Annotated in this window: 18 protein-coding genes; 5 read left to right on the forward strand and 13 right to left on the reverse strand. The window is 69.0% G+C overall.

What is annotated here, in order from left to right; all coding sequences use genetic code 11:
- Positions 1–6 precede the first annotated feature (6 nt).
- On the reverse strand, positions 7–450 hold the full coding sequence (locus ACLFA2_RS07210) for a MarR family winged helix-turn-helix transcriptional regulator (RefSeq protein WP_426622278.1): 444 nt from the start codon (positions 448–450) through the stop codon (positions 7–9).
- Between the two features lie 128 nt (positions 451–578).
- Between ACLFA2_RS07210 and ACLFA2_RS07215 the strand changes: the two genes are divergently transcribed.
- Positions 579–821, forward strand: a complete 243-nt coding sequence (locus ACLFA2_RS07215; protein ID WP_426622279.1) for a hypothetical protein — start codon at positions 579–581, stop codon at positions 819–821.
- Positions 821–1375: a MarR family winged helix-turn-helix transcriptional regulator gene (locus tag ACLFA2_RS07220; RefSeq protein WP_021198422.1), complete on the forward strand. Its 555-nt coding sequence runs from the start codon at positions 821–823 to the stop codon at positions 1373–1375. Before ACLFA2_RS07215 ends, ACLFA2_RS07220 begins: the two co-directional genes overlap by 1 nt.
- 4 nt (positions 1376–1379) lie before the next feature.
- Here ACLFA2_RS07220 and ACLFA2_RS07225 read toward each other — a convergent pair whose 3' ends face one another.
- The 3 genes from ACLFA2_RS07225 to ACLFA2_RS07235 all read right to left on the reverse strand — a co-directional run bounded on the left by ACLFA2_RS07225 (position 1380) and on the right by ACLFA2_RS07235 (position 3623).
- Positions 1380–1697: an ArsR/SmtB family transcription factor gene (locus ACLFA2_RS07225; RefSeq protein ID WP_021198423.1), complete on the reverse strand. Its 318-nt coding sequence runs from the start codon at positions 1695–1697 to the stop codon at positions 1380–1382.
- Positions 1694–2167, reverse strand: a complete 474-nt coding sequence (locus ACLFA2_RS07230) for an SRPBCC domain-containing protein (RefSeq protein WP_426622280.1) — start codon at positions 2165–2167, stop codon at positions 1694–1696. The genes ACLFA2_RS07225 and ACLFA2_RS07230 overlap by 4 nt, the downstream gene beginning before the upstream one ends.
- A 232-nt stretch (positions 2168–2399) precedes the next feature.
- On the reverse strand, positions 2400–3623 hold the full coding sequence (locus ACLFA2_RS07235; protein WP_292765988.1) for an MFS transporter: 1224 nt from the start codon (positions 3621–3623) through the stop codon (positions 2400–2402).
- Between the two features lie 158 nt (positions 3624–3781).
- Here ACLFA2_RS07235 and ACLFA2_RS07240 point away from each other — a divergent pair, with 158 nt between their 5' ends.
- Entirely contained in the window at positions 3782–5398 is a 1617-nt protein-coding gene (locus ACLFA2_RS07240) for an SDR family oxidoreductase (RefSeq protein ID WP_426622281.1), read from the forward strand.
- Positions 5399–5424: 26 nt separating this feature from the next.
- Here ACLFA2_RS07240 and ACLFA2_RS07245 read toward each other — a convergent pair whose 3' ends face one another.
- The 5 genes from ACLFA2_RS07245 to map form a co-directional block, all read right to left on the reverse strand.
- Complete coding sequence (locus ACLFA2_RS07245; protein WP_426622282.1) at positions 5425–7425, reverse strand: BCCT family transporter; 2001 nt, start codon at positions 7423–7425, stop codon at positions 5425–5427.
- Positions 7426–7558: 133 nt separating this feature from the next.
- Positions 7559–9253, reverse strand: coding sequence for an ABC1 kinase family protein (locus ACLFA2_RS07250; protein ID WP_426622283.1), 1695 nt, complete (start codon positions 9251–9253; stop codon positions 7559–7561).
- Positions 9254–9298: 45 nt separating this feature from the next.
- Positions 9299–9934 (reverse strand): PadR family transcriptional regulator, encoded by a 636-nt coding sequence (locus ACLFA2_RS07255; protein WP_426622284.1) that lies wholly within the window; start codon positions 9932–9934, stop codon positions 9299–9301.
- A 43-nt stretch (positions 9935–9977) separates the two neighbouring features.
- Positions 9978–10496, reverse strand: coding sequence for a hypothetical protein (locus ACLFA2_RS07260; RefSeq protein ID WP_426622285.1), 519 nt, complete (start codon positions 10494–10496; stop codon positions 9978–9980).
- Between the two features lie 44 nt (positions 10497–10540).
- Complete coding sequence (gene map / locus ACLFA2_RS07265) at positions 10541–11314, reverse strand: type I methionyl aminopeptidase (protein ID WP_426622286.1); 774 nt, start codon at positions 11312–11314, stop codon at positions 10541–10543.
- 87 nt (positions 11315–11401) lie between these two features.
- Between map and ACLFA2_RS07270 the strand changes: the two genes are divergently transcribed.
- Together ACLFA2_RS07270 and ACLFA2_RS07275 are read left to right on the forward strand one after the other, a co-directional pair.
- The gene (locus ACLFA2_RS07270) at positions 11402–11680 is read left to right on the forward strand and encodes a helix-turn-helix domain-containing protein (protein ID WP_426622464.1); all 279 of its coding nucleotides are present in this window, start codon (positions 11402–11404) and stop codon (positions 11678–11680) included.
- A 178-nt stretch (positions 11681–11858) separates the two neighbouring features.
- Positions 11859–13553, forward strand: a complete 1695-nt coding sequence (locus ACLFA2_RS07275; RefSeq protein ID WP_426622287.1) for a glycosyltransferase family 2 protein — start codon at positions 11859–11861, stop codon at positions 13551–13553.
- Between the two features lie 115 nt (positions 13554–13668).
- On the opposite strand, the gene ACLFA2_RS07280 is transcribed toward ACLFA2_RS07275, so the two are convergent.
- The 4 genes from ACLFA2_RS07280 to ACLFA2_RS07295 all read right to left on the reverse strand — a co-directional run bounded on the left by ACLFA2_RS07280 (position 13669) and on the right by ACLFA2_RS07295 (position 17618).
- Positions 13669–14952 carry a hypothetical protein gene (locus ACLFA2_RS07280; RefSeq protein WP_426622288.1) on the reverse strand — a complete coding sequence of 428 codons (1284 nt, stop codon included), beginning with the start codon at positions 14950–14952 and terminating at the stop codon, positions 13669–13671.
- A gap of 127 nt (positions 14953–15079) precedes the next feature.
- The gene (gene panB / locus ACLFA2_RS07285) at positions 15080–15949 is read right to left on the reverse strand and encodes a 3-methyl-2-oxobutanoate hydroxymethyltransferase (protein WP_167253521.1); all 870 of its coding nucleotides are present in this window, start codon (positions 15947–15949) and stop codon (positions 15080–15082) included.
- Complete coding sequence (gene panC / locus ACLFA2_RS07290) at positions 15946–16845, reverse strand: pantoate--beta-alanine ligase (RefSeq protein ID WP_426622289.1); 900 nt, start codon at positions 16843–16845, stop codon at positions 15946–15948. The genes panB and panC overlap by 4 nt, the downstream gene beginning before the upstream one ends.
- Positions 16842–17618 carry a DUF2520 domain-containing protein gene (locus ACLFA2_RS07295; protein ID WP_426622290.1) on the reverse strand — a complete coding sequence of 259 codons (777 nt, stop codon included), beginning with the start codon at positions 17616–17618 and terminating at the stop codon, positions 16842–16844. The genes panC and ACLFA2_RS07295 overlap by 4 nt, the downstream gene beginning before the upstream one ends.
- Positions 17619–17803: the final 185 nt, after the last annotated feature.

Here is a 17803-nt window from a genome sequence, read left to right on the forward strand (position 1 = left end):
GTCGGCTCAGGTCAGGTCCGAGATCTCCTCGGTGAGACGTCGCAGGAACCGTGAGATCACCGCGAGCTGGTCGGGTGTGAACTCGCTCTCGATCCCGTCGACCCGCCGCGAGATCTCGTCGGCGGGAGAATGCAGGTCACGCAACGACGGGCGCACGATCTTCGAACGCGCGTCCTGGGGATGGGTGGAGACGACCACCTGGCCCCTTTCCGCGAGTCGACGGAGCACCGATGTGACCGCGGCGGTGCTCACTCCCAGATGCCCGGCCAGATCCCGCGGGGTCACCGGACGATCGGCGGGCGCTTCCGCGATCAGACGCATGGCGGCACGATCGGTCTCGTTCGGCTGGCGCCCCGCAGCGAGCCGGCGCCCGAGCCGCGCGTCGGCACGGCGAAGCGCATCCACCTCCCGCGCGAGTTCCAGTGTCGCGATCTCCAGCCTCTGCCCCATGTCACCACTCCCCATCTCCGCCGCCCCATGTTACCTCGACGAGCTGATTACTGGACTGTCTAGCAAAATGTGCGATCATCAGGCGCTTCCGACGATGAGAGGATGGAATCACGACGAGAAGGGACGTCATGGTCGATCCAATAGACCTCAAGGATGAGAGATACGTCCGCTACGCCGACCTGCTCGACCAGCTGCACCAGCAGTTCCCCGCAGCCGGTCGCGAGCGGATCGCGCGCATCATCACCGCGGAGAACGATGCGATCACGGGCGGTTTCCTGCTCGTCGTCCCCGCCGAGGTCGCGACAGGGGCTGTCGAGATGCTCGAACGCGAGACGGCGCTCGGCGCAGACGGCGGAGAGGTGGTCGCCTGATGAACGACTCCCAGGAGTACGCACGTTCGGGCTACTGGTATCCGGACGGAGAGAGCGCCAGCACCGTCGACGTGCTCAACATGCTGCGGCGCTACCGCGCAGCCGAGACCGCCATGCGCGCACGCACGCGCTCCTCGATGGGCATGAACGAGACCGACCTCATGGCGCTGCGATTCCTGCTCAGGGAACAGCGCGCCGGGCGGATCGTGCGACCGATCGACATCGCCAGGATGCTCAACATCTCGACCGCATCGACGACCACGCTCATCGACCGCCTGGAGAAGGGCGGCCACGTCCGCCGAGAGGCGCACCCCACCGATCGCCGCGCGGGCGTCGTGGTCCCGACGGTGAGCAGCGACGAAGAGGTGCGCGCCACCCTCGGCGCGATGCATCGCCGCATGCTGACGCTCGTCGACGAGCTCTCCGATCAGGAACGTGCCGTGGTCACCCGGTTCCTCGCCGGGATGACGGCCGCGATCGAGGAGGCGTCCGACCTCGACCAGGAGCTTCGCGACGTGATCCGCGACCAGGAAGGCTCCGAAGCCGCGGAATGACGCCCTACAGCCCCTCTGCGATCTGCTTGATCGCGGCGAGGCGGCGGTCCCACTCGCGCCCGATCACATCGAGCCTCGCGGCGGTGGCGGAGAGCTCGGCGCCGACCACACGGAAACGCACCTCGCGCCCCACCGGCACCGGCTCGACGAGACCCACCTCCTGCAGGACGGCGAGGTGCTTCGCGATCGCCTGCCGAGACACCGGAAGGCGCCCGGCGAGGGCGGATGCCGACGCATCCCCCTCGCCGAGAGCCGTCAGGATGCTCCAGCGCGTCTCGTCCGCGAGCGCCGCGAACATGGGCAGCAGAGTCTCCGTGGTCACGCTTCGCCTTCCACCAGTGCGACCATCTTGTCGAGCTCCAGGTCCCAGCCGGTGCGGTGGGACTCGAGGTTCGAGTGCGGATCCGACGTGCGCTCGAATCCGCTCTCCACGACCGTGAGCCTGGTGCCGCCGTCGGCCTCTTCGAGGGTGAAGGTGAATACGGTCGAGGTCGACTCGTCGATGCTCTCCGGCAGCTTCCCGAGCGCATCGTCGTTGTTCCAGCGGTAGGTGATGCGTCGCGGTTCGTCGTACTCCTCGACGCGCAACGGGATCACGTCGTAGTCGGGGAAGGTCATCGTGCCGGTGGCTCCGACGCCCGCACCCTCCAGCACCGTGCGCCCGAACCAGCGGGAGATGTGCTCGGGCTCGGCCACCGCTCGCCACACCTTGTCGACGGGGGCTGCGATCTGGATGCTCCGCCGAACGGAGAAGGTCTCCTCATCGACGACGGATGCCTCGTTGTGGGTCATGTTCACCATGATGGGCCCTTTCTTGGTCACCTGCATGCTTCGCCGGCCGATCGGCCAGCTGCAACTCTAGAGTTGCACATGCGATCCTCTTGCGCAACCCCCGGGTTGCACGCAAGATCCCCAGCCGCGCCAGGCGGCGGGAGCGTTCCCGAATGCAGGACGAATCGCTGCGAGAACACCCTGCACCCGCCCTCCCGACATCCAAACGACACCCGCATCTCAGAGACGGAGGTCAGCTGCGCGGTCGGCGCTTCTCCAGGAACCCCGCCAGCAACACGGCGACGAGAGCGGCGACCGGGGCGACGAGGAGCCCGGCGCGCAGGCTCTCGTTCTCGGCGATGTATCCCACGAACGGCGGGGACAGCAGGAAACCGAGGCGCAGCAGCCACGAGACGACCGTGAGCCCCACGCCGGGCCGCAGCCCCGGCAGCTCGTCCGCGGCATGCATGGCCGCGGGGATCAGAGTGGCGATGCCGAATCCGACGGCGGCGAAACCCAGGATCGTACCGGGCACGGTGGGGAACGCGAGCGCAAGCGTCATGCCGGCCGCGGCGATGAGACCGCCGACCCTGGCGACCCACCGCTGCCCGAAGCGATCCGTGAGCGGATCGCCGATGATCCGGCCGACGAACTGCGCGCCGACCAGGGCGATGAAGCCGAGCGGCGCGATCGCCGCGGCGGCCCCGAGCGAATCGGCGAGGTACAGCGTCGCCCACGAGTTCCCCGCATCCTCGGCGACGGCACCCGCCATCGCGATGAGGGTCAGCGCGATGATCGCGATCACGGTGCGCGGGGTCACGCCGCGGCGCACCGCACCAGCGAGGTCGACGGGCTCCACTGCCGCCTCATCGGCGACCTCGTCGTCACGGCCAGGGAGGCAGAACCGCAGGGCGACGAGAGCGACCGTGGCGAAGACGACCGTGGAGATGCCCAGGTGCACACCGAGCGGCAGCTGCAACGCGATCGCGACTGCGGCCATCGCGCCGCCCAGGACCGCACCGATCGACCAGATCGCGTGGAAGCCGTTGATGATCGAGCGCCCGTAGCGCCGCTGCACCCGCAGGCCATGGGCGTTCTGCGCGACGTCGGTGATGGCGTCGGATGCTCCACCGAGGAAGAGCGCGACGGCGAACAGCACCCCGGACGGCGCGAGAGCCGCCGACAGCAACCCGAGGCTCGTGAGCACGGTGCCGATGACGGCGATGCGCGACGACCCGAAGCGCCGGATCAGCACCGCCGCGAAGAGCCCGGCAGCGATGGCGCCGGCAGGGAAGGCGGCGATCGCGAAGCCGTAGCCGAGGTTGTCCAACCCGAGCGCGGACTTGATCTCCGGGTAACGCGGCAGGATGTTCGCAAACAGGGCCCCGTTCGTGAGGAACAGCGCGGAGACGGCGATGCGGGCGCGCCGGGACGCCTGATCCGGCACGGATCGTCGAATCGATTCGATTGAAGCCATGTCTACGATCGTACGGGGCGACGAGGGGCTCTGGCCACACGGAATCCGCGCCCGGCTCCACGGACGCCGACGGCCGCCTGCGCACCGCCCTCCTACAGACCGCCGCCGCACCCCGCAACCCCGTTCCGCGCGTCGGACGCCCGGCCTACGCTCAGGACATGCCCGAACTCACCCAGCCCACCGGTCGCGAAGAGACGCTGCGCGCCATCCCCCGCGACGACGGCTCCGCGCCGCGCGCCCTCGTCCTCGGCGCGACCGGATACATCGGAGGGCGGCTGACCCCGCGCCTGCTGAACGCCGGATACCGCGTGCGCGCGCTGGTACGGGATGCGGCGCGGGCGGCATCCTTCCCCTGGGGTCCGGACTGCGAGATCGTCGAGGGGTCGGCGGATGACGCGGACGCCGTCGCCGCGGCCATGGACGACGTCGACGTCGTGTACTACCTGATCCACTCGATGTCTGCGGGCAAGGGCTTCGAGGAGAGCGACGAGCGAGCCGCGACGACAGTCGCCGAGGCGGCGGCCCGCGCGGGCGTGCGTCGGATCGTCTACCTCGGCGGCCTGCATCCGGACGACGCGAAGCTCTCACCGCACCTGCGCTCGCGCGTGCACGTGGGCGAGATCTTCCTGCGATCCGGCGTGCCGACGCTCGTGCTGCAAGCGGGCGTCGTGATCGGATCGGGCTCGGCGTCCTTCGAGATGATCCGTCATCTCACCGACGTGCTGCCGTATATGCCGGCGCCGAAGTGGGTGCGCAACCGCATCCAGCCGATCGCTGTGCGCGACGTGCTGCACTACCTGCTTGGAGCGGCGCGGGTCGACCCCGACGTGAATCGTGCGGTCGACATCGGTGGCCCCGACGTGCTGCGCTACGGACAGATGATGAACGGCTATGCGGTCGAGGCCGGGCTCCGACAGCGTGCGATCGCAGCCCTCCCGGTGCTGACCCCCGGCCTCGCATCGCACTGGGTGAATCTGGTGACCCCGGTGCCGCGGTCGATCGCTCGCCCGCTCGTCGCGTCACTGCAGAACGAGTGCATCATGAAGGACCACGACGTCGACGAGCTCATCCCCCGCCCGGAAGGCGGGCTGACTCCCTACCGCCGCGCGGTCGATCTGGCGCTCGGTCGAGTCCGGGGCGACACGATCGAGACGAGCTGGCAGGACTCCGAGGTCTCCGGCGCGCCCAGCGACCCCCTGCCGAGTGATCCGGAATGGGCCGGACGCACGGTCTTCACCGACTCCCGCTCGGTCACCACGAGCGCCTCCCGGGCGGAGCTGTGGCGCGTGATCCTCGGCATCGGCGGCGAGAACGGCTGGTACTCCTCACCGCTGCTGTGGGCGGTGCGGGGGTGGATGGACCGCATCGTCGGCGGCGTGGGCCTCAGCCGCGGACGCCGGAGCCGCACCGCCGCCCGCGTGGGTGACGCGATCGACTTCTGGCGCGTCGAGGCCGTCGAGACGACGGATGCCGGATCGCTCCTGCGCCTGCGCGCCGAGATGAAGGTGCCGGGCGAGGCGTGGCTGGAGTTGCGTGCCGTGCCCGACGACGAAGGCGCCCGCTACGAGCAGCGCGCGATCTTCTTCCCCCGCGGCCTGACGGGTCGGCTGTACTGGCTCGCCGTCCTGCCGTTCCACGGCGCCATCTTCGCCGGCATGGCCGCACGCATCACGGCCGCTGCCGAAGAGGCGAAAGAGGCGCAGGCATCCGTCGCGGCGACCGGCGATCCCGCCGATTCCGGCCGACCCTCGGAGAAGGTGCCTGGTCCGGCGTGATCGCCTGATCTCCGCGCCGCTCCGCTTCAGTCCGCGCGAGGCTGCTCCGGAGCGACCGCGGCATCCGGAAAGACGGGGCCGTCCTCCAGCGCCGCGTCGACGACCGCATCCACCTCGGCCGGCGGGATGATGTCGATCGCCTCGGTCGCAGCCTCGTACACCTCGGCGAGCGAATCGTCGACGGTCGACTCGTCGATCCAGTCGAGATCGTCCTCGGAGTGGTCGTACGCGACGGGCACCAGCGCGAAGTCGTCGCCGTACTCCTCGAGTCCCGCCATGACGCTGTGCCGCACCGCGGCCTTGGCGTAGCGCTCGCGCAGGATCAGCGGATCACGCCGCAGGTCCTTCATGAACGCGACCATCATGAAGGCCATGATGATCGCGAACGGCAGCGCGGCGATGATGGTCACGTTCTGCAGAGACTTCAGACCGCTCCCCTCCTCGCCGGTCACGAGCAGCACGGCGGCGATCACACCCACCAGCACACCCCAGACCACTGCGACCCAACGCGCCGGCTCCGGCCTCCCCTGCTGCGAAAGGGTGCCCATCACGAGCGACGCGGAGTCCGCTCCGGTGACGAAGAAGATCGCGATCAGCAGGATGAGCACGACGCTGGTGATCATCGAGAACGGGAGGTTCTCGAGCACGCCGAACAGAACCTCTTCCGGCGGATCGACCGTGAGGTTCGCTCCGCCCATCTGCTGCTGGATCGCCGTGGTTCCGAAGATCGCGAACCAGACGAGCGAGATGGCGGACGGGACCACGATGACGACCGACACGAACTGGCGCAGTGTGCGTCCGCGCGAGATCTTGGCGATGAACATGCCCACGAAGGGCGACCACGAGATCCACCAGGCCCAGTAGAAGATCGTCCAGCTCGACAGGAACGTCTGAGCAGCCTCGCCCTGCGAGGCCGAGCGACCGATCATCTGCGGAAGGTCGCCGATGAACTGCACGGCCACCGAGGGGATCACATTCAGGATGAGGAGGGTCGGTCCGACGAAGAAGACGAAGAACGCCAGCAGGAGCGCCACGACGGCGTTGATGTTCGACAGCGCACGGATGCCCTTCGAGACGCCCGACACGGCGGAGGCGATGAAGCAGGCGGTGAGCACGGCGATCGCCGCGATCAGCACGCCGTTGCCGAGCGGCCCCGCGCCGCTGACGATCTCGACACCGTGTCCGATCTGCAGGGCGCCGAGTCCGAGCGATGCGGCGGTGCCGAACAGCGTCACGATGATCGAGAAGATATCGATCGTGCGTCCGAGGGGCCCGGTCGTGCGTCCTTCGCCGAGCAGCGGGGCGAAGATCGAGGAGATGAGCGGGGTGCGACCGCGACGGAAGGCCCCGTACGCGATGGCGCCGCCGACGAGCGCGTAGAACGCCCATGCCTGCGGGCCCCAGTGGTAGAGCACCTGGGTCTGGGCCGTGTGCATCGCGTCGAGGGTGTTCGCCTCGACGGTGCCGGGCGGCGGGTTCTCGAAGAAGTTCAGCGGCTCTGCGGCGCCCCAGAAGACGAGACCGATCCCCATGCCCGCGGCGAACAGCATCGAGATCCACGAGAACATCGAGAACTCGGGCTCTTCGTCGTCACGACCGAGCGGGATGCGTCCGTAGCGGCTGAAGCCGACGAACAGCATGAAGACCAGGATGACCGTGGCGATGGTCGTGAAGAAGAAGCCGAAGTACTCCACCACCCAGTCGAGCACGGTGCGGGTCGTGCCGGCGAGGTTGTCGCCCGCGAAGACTCCCCACGCGATGAAGGCGAGGGTGAGGGCGACCGCGACGCCGAACACGAGCGGGTCGGTGCGATAGGTGCGCCCGGTCTCCTCGACCGAGACACCGGGCACGAGCGCCGGGTGCACGCTGCGGGGAGGGACGGCGGCGATGTCGCGGACGATCTTCCGTGCCGTCTCGGTGGCCTTGGCGGGGAGGCGGTTCGCTCCCGTACCGACGGCATCCGTGCGGGGGCGCGGAGGATTGTGTCCTGCGGAGCGTTCGTCGGGCTTCTCGTCAGGGGTCTCCATGGCATCCCATCCTGTCACGTGAGGTGGCCCGCACGGAGGCGAAAACCCAGACGACCCTCGCGATCCGCGGCGTGTCGGCGCACGGCACGCCGGACGGATGCCGGATGACCTGGGTTTCCCGGGCGTGCCGTTTCTACCGCGAGCGGCGCCCGCCGAACAGCGAGTGCAGCAGCGGGAGCACCGAGGCGCAGATCAGGGTGATGCCCAACGGCGCGACGGAGGGGACGAGCAGCGCTCCGCCGATGAGCATCGCCGCGAAGAGCACTCCCGACGCGATACGGCGGGCGATGCCCTCGAGCCGATCGAGGCGGCGTTCCAGACGGGAGGTGTCGAACGTGACATTGCCGTCGTCGATGCGCGTGATGATCTTGTCGATCCGGCCGGGCAGATTCCACGTGGTGGCCATCGTGCCCATCGCCTGGTTCGCGAAGGCCTGCACGATGTTCCCGCTCTCGTCGCGCAGCAGACGACCGGCATAGGGTTCGGCGGCATCCCAGACGTTGAAGGCGGGATCGAGCCCGCTGCACATGCCCGACGTCAGCGAGACGGCACGGATCAACAGCAGCATGTTCTCGGGCAGCTGCAGCGGGAGCGAGCGCACCATATCGCCGAACTCCTCCGCGAAATCGCGGAACTCGCGCGGATCGACCTTGCTCAGCTCGGCGAAACCCATGCCGCCGAAGCGGGCGAACAGCGTGCTCAGAGCCCGTTCGAGTTCGGCGGTGTCGGCGGAGGGCAGCAGCACGCCGATCTCCTGAGCCGCGGCGACGAGGCCGCGACTGTCACGCCCGGCGACCGCGATCAGGAGTGTGCGCAGCCCGTCGCGGAGACTCGCCGGGATCTCGGCCATCATGCCGAAGTCGATGAACGTGAGGCGGAATCCCGGCCCCGGCTCTCCGTCGATCGACGGCGCCGGAGTGACGAAGATGTTGCCCGGGTGGGGATCGGCGTGCACGAAGCTGTGCGTGAACACCTGGTCGAACATGACCTCGGCGAACACCGTGGCGACCTGCGCCGGGTCGATGCCGGCCGCGCGGAGGGCGTCGGTGTCGTTGATCTTGATGGCCGTGACATCCGACAGCGTGAGCACCCGACGGGTCGACCGCTCCCACACGATCTCCGGGGTATCGACGCGAGGGTCGTCGGCGAAGTTCTCGCGGAAGCGTTCGGCACTCGCCGCCTCGTGCAGGTAGTCGATCTCCTCGAGGCTGGTCTCGGCGAACTCCTCGACGAGCGCCGGGGCGTCCACCCGGTCGGCGACGATGCGCACGCGGGTCAACCAGCGAGCGACGCGCCGCAGCGCCGCGAGGTCGACGGCGACGATCTCGTCGATACCCGGCCGCTGCACCTTGACCACGACCGCTCCGAGACCGGTGTCGGCGGCGTCGAGGGCCGAGAGCCTGGCGCGGTGCACCTGCCCGAGCGAGGCGGCGGCGAGCGGCGTGTCGTCGAACCAGGCATACGCGCGCTCGAGAGGGATGCCCAGTTCGGCTTCGGCGAGAGCGCGGATCGCCGGCGTGGGCACGGGTGGGACCTCGTCCTGCAGCCCTTCGAGTTCCTTCGTGATCTCGGGCGGCAGCACATCGAGGCGCGACGACATGAACTGGCCGACCTTGATCATGAGCCCGCCGAGCTCGACCGCGAGCACATGGAAGCGCCGTGCGAAGGTCTGCATCCGCTGGCCACGGGTGCGCTCCGCGATCCTGCTCATCCCGAAACGCGGGAGGACGAGCTCGAACCACCAGATCTTGAGGAATTCCCGGCCCGCGAACGACAGGATGCGGCGGTACCTGGCGCGGTGAACGCCCTGTGCCGCAGCATCCGTCATCGCGTGGCTCCTTCGCAGGTCCCCGCTCGATGCCGCACTGCGCGGTCAGTCCTGCGCGAGGATCGAGTACAGCCTACGGCGGGCCTCGTCGAGGACCTCGATCGTCTGCTGCACCTGCTCGGGCGAACCGCTCCGGCCGACCTGGGCTGCGGCGGCGGCGAGGTCGACGCCCGCTTTCGGCAGAGCATTGAAACGGGCGCTGTCGCGGTGCCCGTCCTTGCCGGACGACGCCTCCCACGGAGCAGGGGTCTCGGAGTTCTCCTCGGACACGGCACGGCCGGCCTCGGTGAGGGAGTACGTCTTGCGACCGTTCTGCTCTTCGGCCTCGATGAGTCCTTCATCGGCGAGCAACTGCAGCGTGGGGTACACGGAACCGGCGCTCGGCTTCCAGGTGCCGCCGCTGCGCTCGGCGATCTCGTTGATGATCTGGTAACCGTGCATCGGCTTCTCGCCGAGCAGGGAGAGCACCGCCGCGCGAACATCGCCGCGGGCCATGCGCGAGCCGCCGGAGGGGCGGGACTCGAACGACTTGCGGAGCTGGTCCATGGCTTCGAAGATCGCGGATGCCGGGCCGCCGGGGCCCGTGCCGAAGCCGGATCCGCCGAAGAGTCCGCCGGGTCCGCCGTTGCTCCCGGGGCCGCCGTTGCCGCCGAACGGGTTGGAGGGGAATGCGTTGTTCATGATGACCTCCTGCTGTGGTGAACGATACTCAACGATATATCGTTCACCCTGAGGGTGGGGTGGGAGTTTCCGATGCGTCGACCCCGTGGATGACCCCCCATGTCTTCGTCTTCGCATCGATGAGAACGGGCAGCTCGGCGTTCGGCGCTGCACGCCCGGCGGCGATGCATCGGCGGTCGCCGCACGCGTGCACCAGGTACTCGCGGCCCTGCTCGGGCTCCGGAAGACGCAGCTGCAGCTGGTACCGCACAGCTTCGTCGGTCGTCTCGAACGCCCCGACGACCGGCAGCTCGACACGGACCCCCGACTCCTTCAGCGTGACGGTCTCGTCCGCGTTCACACTCGCGTTGATCCAGAGCCCGATCCCCAGCAGCACCATGAGCAGGCACCCGAAACCGAGGAGGGCCAGCTCCCACCACCACCCAGACAGTGAGGGGAAGCTCAGGGCGAAGCCGATCACTCCCGACGCGACCAGCAGGCCGGCCGTGATGCGCTGACCCCAGGCGCCGCGACGGCTCGTGAGATCCACCTGAGTCCAGTCGAGAGACGCCGCGTCGCGCATGGCACCCACTGTAGGGGCCGGGCCCCCGTCAGCGCGACGGCCGGTCAGCGCGAGGGGAGGGTGAGGATCTCCGCGCCGTGCTCGGTGATCGCGATCGTGTGCTCGCTGTGGGCCGCGCGGCATCCGGTCGCACTGCGCAGAGTCCACCCGTCCGCATCCGTGCGGAGTTCGTCGGTGTCGGCCATGACCCAGGGCTCGAGGGCGAGCAGGAGCCCCGGGCGGAGCGTGTAACCGCGGCCCGGACGCCCATCGTTCGCTACGTGCGGATCCTGATGCATGGTGGAGCCGATGCCGTGGCCGCCGAACTCGAGGTTGATCGGGTAGCCCTCGGCACTCAGGACCGAGCCGATCGCGTGCGACAGGTCGCCGATGCGCGCACCCGGGCGTGCGGCGGCGATGGCTGCGGCGAGCGCGCGCTCGGTCGTCGCGATCATCGCGAGGTCTTCGACTGCGGGGCTATCGCCGACCACGAAGCTGACGGCGGCATCGGCGGAGACTCCACGGAGCGTGAGGGCCAGGTCGAGCGTGAGCAGGTCGCCGTCGGTGAGTCGATAGTCGTGAGGCATGCCGTGCAGAACGGCGTCGTTCACAGCCGTGCAGACGTAGTGCCCGAAGGGGCCCCGCCCGAACGACGGCGCGTAGTCGACGTAGCAGGATTCGGCGCCGGCCTCCTCGATCATCTCGCGGGTCCATCGGTCGAGGTCGAGCAGGTTCACGCCGACCTCGGCGCGGGTCTTCAGCGCCTGCAGGATGTCGCCGACGAGCGCACCGGCGGCCCTGGCGCGGACGAGCTCCTCGGCGTTCAGGATCTCGATCATGGGTGTTCCTCCGTGTCGTTCGATGCGGCTTCGCTGATCCAATAACTATCCCGGTAATACTATCCCGGTATTAGAATGGGCGTCATGATGGTCCGCATGCCTCTGAGCCCGGCCGACGTCGAACGCGGCGAGCGTCTAGGAGCGTTGCTGCGCCGCGCACGCGGTGAACGATCGATGCTGGCGGTCGCGCTGGATGCGGGCATCTCCCCCGAGACGCTGCGAAAGATCGAGTCCGGCCGCGTGGCCACGCCGGCCTTCTCGACCATCGCGGCAGTGGCGGATGTGCTGTGCCTCTCGTTGGATGCGGTGTGGACCGAGGTCGGCTCGCGCTCTGCAGACTCGGGCGCGCAGCGAATCGCCTCCTGAGCTCCGGATGAGCACGGGCTTTCGTCCCCTCCTCTGCTCCAATTCTCCGTCGCGGCCGCCCGTCGTTCGATCCCCCTTCCTCGTGTCGCGTGAACCGCGCACACGCCCGGCCGTCGCGCAAGCCCGGTGACGCACACAGGAAGTCGTGTTTAGCTCGGGGGATTGTCGACTTGGGGGAGTGAGACGTTTGTCACAGAGTGATCGGCCGGAGAAGAGCAAGGCATCCGCGGACAACATCCGCGTGAGTGTGATCGTCCCGGTGTACCGGCCCGGGCCCTCGTTCGACGACCTCATCGCGTCGCTCGATCGACAGACCCTCGGCACAGCCTCGCTCGAGGTGCTCCTGTGCGACGACGGCTCGGGCGAGCCCACCGGTGCACGTCTGGCAGCCATCGCCCGCGACCGCCCCCATGTGCGGGTGCTGTCGCTGGAGCACTCCGGCTGGCCCGGCATGCCTCGCAACCACGGCGTCGACGCTGCTCGCGGAACGTATGTGCAGTTCGTCGACCAGGACGACTACCTGTTCGACGGTGCGCTCGAGAAGCTGTGCGATTATGCCGACCAGCACTCGTCCGATGTGATCGTGGGCAAGGAGGTGGGCATCGGCCGTCGTCTGCCGAGCCGGATCTTCAGCCACGACGTCCCCGACGCGGTCCTCGGAACCGACCCGCTCCTGGAGATGCTCACCCCGCACAAGATGTTCCGCACCTCCTTCCTTCGGGCGAACGGCATCCGCTTCCCCGAAGGAAAGGTGCGCCTCGAGGATCACCTGTTCGTGATGCAGGCGTACTTCGCCGCGTCGACGATCTCGATCCTCGCGAGCGAACCCTGCTACGCCTGGGTCAAAGAACCGGGCAGCGCGAGCTCTTCTCGCATCGACCCGGAATCTTACTTCCCCCATCTCGAGACGGTGCTCGACCTCGTCGAGGCGCACACCGAGCCCGGAAAGCTACGCGACCGGCTTTTGCGGCACTGGTTCCGCGGCAAGATCCTGAAGCGGCTCTCCGGTCGACAGATGGCCCGCTATCCGGACGACTACCGCGACCGCCTGCTCGACGTCGTCACTCCCCTGGTGCAGAAGAAGTTCGGGCCGGGCGTCGATGCCGGTCTCGGCCTGCCGCATCGGATCCGCGCGAGCCTGCTCCGGGCCGATCGACGCGAAGACCTGTTGGCGCTTGCGCAGTTCGAGGCCGGGATCACCTGTCACGCGGCGGTGACCGAGGCACGCTGGTCTCGTGGAGGCGGCCTGCACCTGACGCTGCGCGTGACCCTCACGAGCGAAGGGCATGATGCCTTCGTCTTCGAAACCACGGTCGTCGAAGTTCCTGTGGCGGAATCCCCCGACCCGGACCCCCGGGCATCCGTCTCCCAGAACTCCGTCCCCCGGAACTCCGTCTCCAAGAAGAAGAAGGTGACGCGCCTGACCTCGCTTCCCGTCTCGACGATCGACGGCCTTCCGGAGACGCTTCTCGTCGCCGACCGCGAGCTTCGCAATGATCGGGTCGACCTCTTCCTCACCGACGGTGAGACCGGTGCCGAGCGCCGCATCGGAGGCCGCCACCCTCGCAACCTCGACGCCGCCCGCGTATCGATCGACCCTGTGAGGGTCTTCGGCCCGGACGACGAATCGCGTGGAGGCGCTCTGACCGTGAAGGTCCGGCGCGCGGGATGGACCTTCGAGACGCCACTCGTCGCCGCCCCGGCGGTGCTCGCCCGCGCGGGAAAGTCGCCCCTGCTTGCCGGCCGAAGCTGCACGCTCGCGGCCGGGGATGACGGCACGGTCGAGCTTCGCCGCGAATGGCCGGGCGGTCGCGTCAAGGACTTCGCCGGACGCGCTGTCCGTCGGGTCCGAGCACTCGCGCGGCGCCGCTGACACCACCCCACTCCGGCGCTCTCCTTCACCATCCCCGCATCGGCGTGCCTGCCCGCCACCAGCCCTGCCCGCCGTCAGCCCTGCCCGCCACCAGCCCTGCCCGCCACCAGCGGAGTCACCGCAGAGCCGCTCGTGCGACGACGCGCATCGCTGGAGTGATCGAGCCGAACGCTCCCGGCGATGAGAGTGCGCACAGGATCTCGATCACCCGCCCCGCCGCGTCTCGGTGATCGAAACGGCGGTCCGCACCGTCCTCCTGACGCGATCGCAGCGACCATTCGAAGCCCCATGCTCCGCCTCGTCGCCCCTCCGCTACGGCCGCCTCACCGCGTTCGATGAACTCGGAGAGCTCATCGAACGTCGCGGCCGAGCCATCGGCGACGGCCAGCAGCGCCAGGGTGACCGTGCGCGGCTGCCCGCTGGGGAACATCCCTTCTCTTCCGATCGCGCGGACGGCCTCGACGATCCGCGCGAATGCACGCAGCTCGCCCTTCGCCAGCGCCTGCCCGCGGTGCGTGACCACGACGCGCCTGCGAAATCGGCGGACCGCCTTCGTGCGACGCGCGAGCAGCACCAGGGTCTCCGCGGGGTCGGGCCGGCCGGGAGGCGCCGCGTCCGGCCACCCGAGGGCCTCGACGGCGCGGGCTGCGACCGGGCGAGGCAGCCATCCGTCCGCCGGATCCTGCTCGACCCCATCGACACCGATCTGCGCCACCAGCGCCCGCACACCCTCCGTCACGGTCTCCACCGTCGTCGAGTCAGCCATCACCGAACCAGCCGTCACCGAATCACCCGTCACCGAATCGGGCGGTGCGGCGTCGATCAGCCCTGTGTCTTCGAGGTGCGCGAGAAGAGCCAGTCGACGCACCGGACTCAACGACTCGCACAGCGACGCCAGCGGTGAGGGGTCGCGCAGGGCGTCGCCGACCACTCCCCCCATCGACGGGTCGAGGCGCGGCTGCACCAGGCCGAAGCGCTGTGCGAGCTCGAACTCCACATGCTCCGCCCGGAACGGCGGTCGTCGCGTCTGCCAATCCCCCGGAACCCGCTCATCCTCGTCAGCAGGGCCCGCATCGACGACGGTGACCCGCGGATCGCCCATACGGGTCTCGAACGGACCGGTGATCGTCACGTCGACCGACTCGGCGACGCCGGGGATCGACACCTGCTGCGTGCGACATCGCCAGGGCAGGAGATCGATGAGGGGTGGCGGGTCGGATTCCTCCTCGCTCTCCGGGACGTCGGGTTCGCGCCCGAGACTGAGGCGGTACGCCTCCACGACCCAGTAGGAGGGGGCGTCGCGTGGCACGCGGATGACTCGGGTGAGTTCAGGACGATCGGCGACAGACAACCCGACGTGAAGGGCCCACGTCACGTGCACATGCTCAGAGAGGTTCATCCGCGCAACGCTAGAGCGCCGCCGCCTGCACTCCCCGCCCCGGAAGCACGAGGTGTCGACAACTCGTCGAACACGGAGGCTGTGCAGGAGAGCCGCAACGACGAGCAGCCGCGTGGCCGCACGCGGTCTATCGTTCGGCGAGCAGTTCCACGAGACGCGCCGCCTCGCCCTCCGGCATCCGGTACCCGTGCTCCGTTGCCGGGTAGACGCCAGCGCGCACCTCGGCCGTATACGCCTCGACACCCGTGATCGCGGCAGCGCGCAGATCGGCGTAGCGCTTCACGAACTTGGCCGCCCCGCCGTCGTAGAGACCGAGCAGGTCGTGGAAGACGAGTACCTGCCCATCGGCATCCGCACCGGCGCCGATGCCGATCACCGGGATGTCGAGCCGCGGCACGAGGGCAGCGGTCACCTCGGAGGGCACCGCCTCGACCACGAGCATCGAGCACCCGGCCGCCTGCAGCGCGAGGGCGTCGTCGATCACGGTCAGCGCGGTCTCGGCGGTGCGCCCCTGAGCACGGTATCCACCGAGCGCGGTGGCGGTCTGCGGCGTGAGCCCGACATGTCCGACGACCGGGATCCCCGCCTGCACGAGCGCACGCGCCCGGTCGACGGTCGTGCCGCCACGTTCGATCTTGACGAGGTCGCAGCCGGCCTCTTTGACGAAGCGCTGCGCGGTCGCGATGGCGATCTCGTCGGAGGCCTCGTACGATCCGAACGGCAGATCGCCGACGAGCAGCGGAGCAGTGAGTCCGCGCCTCACCGCCGCGGTCAGCATGAGCATCTCGTCGATCGTGACCGGCACCGTGCTGTCGTAGCCGAGCACGGTCATCGCCGCGGAGTCGCCCACGAGCACGACATCGACGCCGGCGGCCTCGACGATCTGCGCACTCGGGTGGTCGTAGGCGGTGACCATGACGATGGGTTCACGAGCCGACCTTTTCGCGGCGAGGGTCGCGAGGGTGACGCGGGGGCGGGGATCGGCGTGAGCACTCATGCGCGAGTCTCCGTATCGGTGGGGTTCGTGTCGATGGAGTCCGAGGCATCGGCGACGCGCAGGACGTGGTTGTCGATCAGACGGGCAGCGCCCACGTGCGCGGCGACCGCGAGAAGGGCGTCACGGTCGACACGAGCGAGGGGGCGGAGCGTCTCGGCGTCTCGGAGTTCGAGGTACTCGGGGTCGATCTCCGCCTCGCCGAGCACGTCGCGCGCGGCGGAGAGGATGCTGCCCGCGTCGCGGTCACCCGCCTCGAGTATCGCGAGCCCGGCGTCGAGGGCGCGGTTCAGCGCCACCGCCTGTGCACGAGCGGCGGAGTCGAGGTAGACGTTCCGCGAGCTCATGGCGAGTCCGTCCGCCTCCCGCACGATGGGACACGCCACGATCCGCACATCGAGATCGAGGTCGCGCACCACGCGGCGCACGACGAGCACCTGCTGCGCATCCTTCTGCCCGAAGTAGGCGGTGTCGGGACGGACGATGCCGAACAGCTTCGTGACGACCGTGGCGACGCCGTCGAAGTGGTGCGCCCCACGGCTCGCGCCGTCGAGAACGTCGGTGAGACCTGCGACGTGGATGTTCGTCGCGAACCCGTCGGGATAGATCTCGGACGCGTCCGGAGCGAAGAGGATGTCGACCCCCTCGGCTTCGGCGAGCGCGGCATCGCGAGCCTCATCGCGCGGATACGCACCGAGGTCTTCGGTGGCGCTGAACTGGGTCGGGTTGACGAAGAGCGAGACGACGACGAGGTCAGATCCTTCGCGCGCGGTGCGCATGAGGGAGAGATGACCGTCGTGGAAGGCGCCCATGGTGGGAACGAGGCCGACCGTCTTGCTCTCGGATCTGGCGTCGCGGATCGCGGCCCGGACCTCGGGGATCGTGCGGAGGATTCTCATGCGGATGCCTCCTCGGTTTTCGTGATGAGGGTGGTGGCAGCAGGGCGTGCGGCGATCGCACGGGTGGCTGCAGCGAGCGCGTCGAACAGATCGGAGAGATCGAGCTCTTCGGCGGCAACGCGTTGACGCGCGACCGTCGCCTCGTCGCCGCGGGCGATGGGTCCGGTCAGGACAGGTGCCGCGCCGTTCGTCGCCCAGTTCTCGACCGTCCGGCGGACCAGCGGGGCCAGGAGCGCCCGTGCTTCGTCGTGGGGGATGCCTGCCGCCGAGGCCAGGCCTTCCGCGGCGTCGAGCACGGTGAGGATGAAGTTCGAGGCGTAGGACGCGGCCGCGTGATAGCTCGCGCGCTGCGCGTCGTCGACCGCGAAGGGACGCGCGCCGAGGGCGACGGCGAGCTGCTCCCCGATTTGACGCGCTTCTGGTGTGCGGCCGGCGATCGCGGCACCGATGCCACGGAACGCCTCGGGGCCCTCCGCGCCGGTGAAGGTCTGCAGCGGATGGAGGCTGAAGTCCACATCCGTGAGCGCAGTCGCGCCGGAGACATGTCCGAGGAAGCGCGTGTGGGACCGGGCGACGGCCGCAGCCTCGGCAATGACCGCATCAGGGACGCACAGGAGCACGATGTCCGCATCCGGGATCCGTCCGTCGCGTCCGATCGGGCCGAGCACCTCGATCTCCGCCGCCCGCAGAGCCCGCACGAGTACGCGTCCGAGACGGCCGGCGCCGACGATGGCGATGGTCGTCCCTGGTGCGAGAGAGGCGGATGTGTGCATGTCGATTCCCGGGCCGGATCACGCGGTTCGGGTGCCAGAAGTATCCGCCTCGCGCAGCATTCGATCCAAATCGGGGAGCATAACGACAACACTTTCACGGATAAGGGTTGTTCATCTGCGCGATCAATTCGCTCGAAGATTGACTTTTCGCCTTCCGTGGGATCGACGGCCCCAGAGGCACAGGA

Source organism: Microbacterium sp. As-52, assembly GCF_049949185.1.
In the GTDB taxonomy this organism is placed as follows: domain Bacteria; phylum Actinomycetota; class Actinomycetes; order Actinomycetales; family Microbacteriaceae; genus Microbacterium; species Microbacterium maritypicum_A.

Bases quoted from the DNA above. Each gene is read 5' to 3' on its own strand.
- ACLFA2_RS07210 (WP_426622278.1), bottom strand. From the start codon at position 450: ATGGGGCAGAGGCTGGAGATCGCGACACTGGAACTCGCGCGGGAGGTG.
- ACLFA2_RS07215 (WP_426622279.1), top strand. From the start codon at position 579: ATGGTCGATCCAATAGACCTCAAGGATGAGAGATACGTCCGCTACGCC.
- ACLFA2_RS07220 (WP_021198422.1), top strand. From the start codon at position 821: ATGAACGACTCCCAGGAGTACGCACGTTCGGGCTACTGGTATCCGGAC.
- ACLFA2_RS07230 (WP_426622280.1), bottom strand. From the start codon at position 2,167: ATGACCCACAACGAGGCATCCGTCGTCGATGAGGAGACCTTCTCCGTT.
- ACLFA2_RS07235 (WP_292765988.1), bottom strand. From the start codon at position 3,623: ATGGCTTCAATCGAATCGATTCGACGATCCGTGCCGGATCAGGCGTCC.
- ACLFA2_RS07240 (WP_426622281.1), top strand. From the start codon at position 3,782: ATGCCCGAACTCACCCAGCCCACCGGTCGCGAAGAGACGCTGCGCGCC.
- ACLFA2_RS07245 (WP_426622282.1), bottom strand. From the start codon at position 7,425: ATGGAGACCCCTGACGAGAAGCCCGACGAACGCTCCGCAGGACACAAT.
- ACLFA2_RS07250 (WP_426622283.1), bottom strand. From the start codon at position 9,253: ATGACGGATGCTGCGGCACAGGGCGTTCACCGCGCCAGGTACCGCCGC.
- ACLFA2_RS07255 (WP_426622284.1), bottom strand. From the start codon at position 9,934: ATGAACAACGCATTCCCCTCCAACCCGTTCGGCGGCAACGGCGGCCCC.
- ACLFA2_RS07260 (WP_426622285.1), bottom strand. From the start codon at position 10,496: ATGCGCGACGCGGCGTCTCTCGACTGGACTCAGGTGGATCTCACGAGC.
- map (WP_426622286.1), bottom strand. From the start codon at position 11,314: ATGATCGAGATCCTGAACGCCGAGGAGCTCGTCCGCGCCAGGGCCGCC.
- ACLFA2_RS07270 (WP_426622464.1), top strand. From the start codon at position 11,402: ATGGTCCGCATGCCTCTGAGCCCGGCCGACGTCGAACGCGGCGAGCGT.
- ACLFA2_RS07280 (WP_426622288.1), bottom strand. From the start codon at position 14,952: ATGAACCTCTCTGAGCATGTGCACGTGACGTGGGCCCTTCACGTCGGG.
- panB (WP_167253521.1), bottom strand. From the start codon at position 15,949: ATGAGTGCTCACGCCGATCCCCGCCCCCGCGTCACCCTCGCGACCCTC.
- panC (WP_426622289.1), bottom strand. From the start codon at position 16,845: ATGAGAATCCTCCGCACGATCCCCGAGGTCCGGGCCGCGATCCGCGAC.
- ACLFA2_RS07295 (WP_426622290.1), bottom strand. From the start codon at position 17,618: ATGCACACATCCGCCTCTCTCGCACCAGGGACGACCATCGCCATCGTC.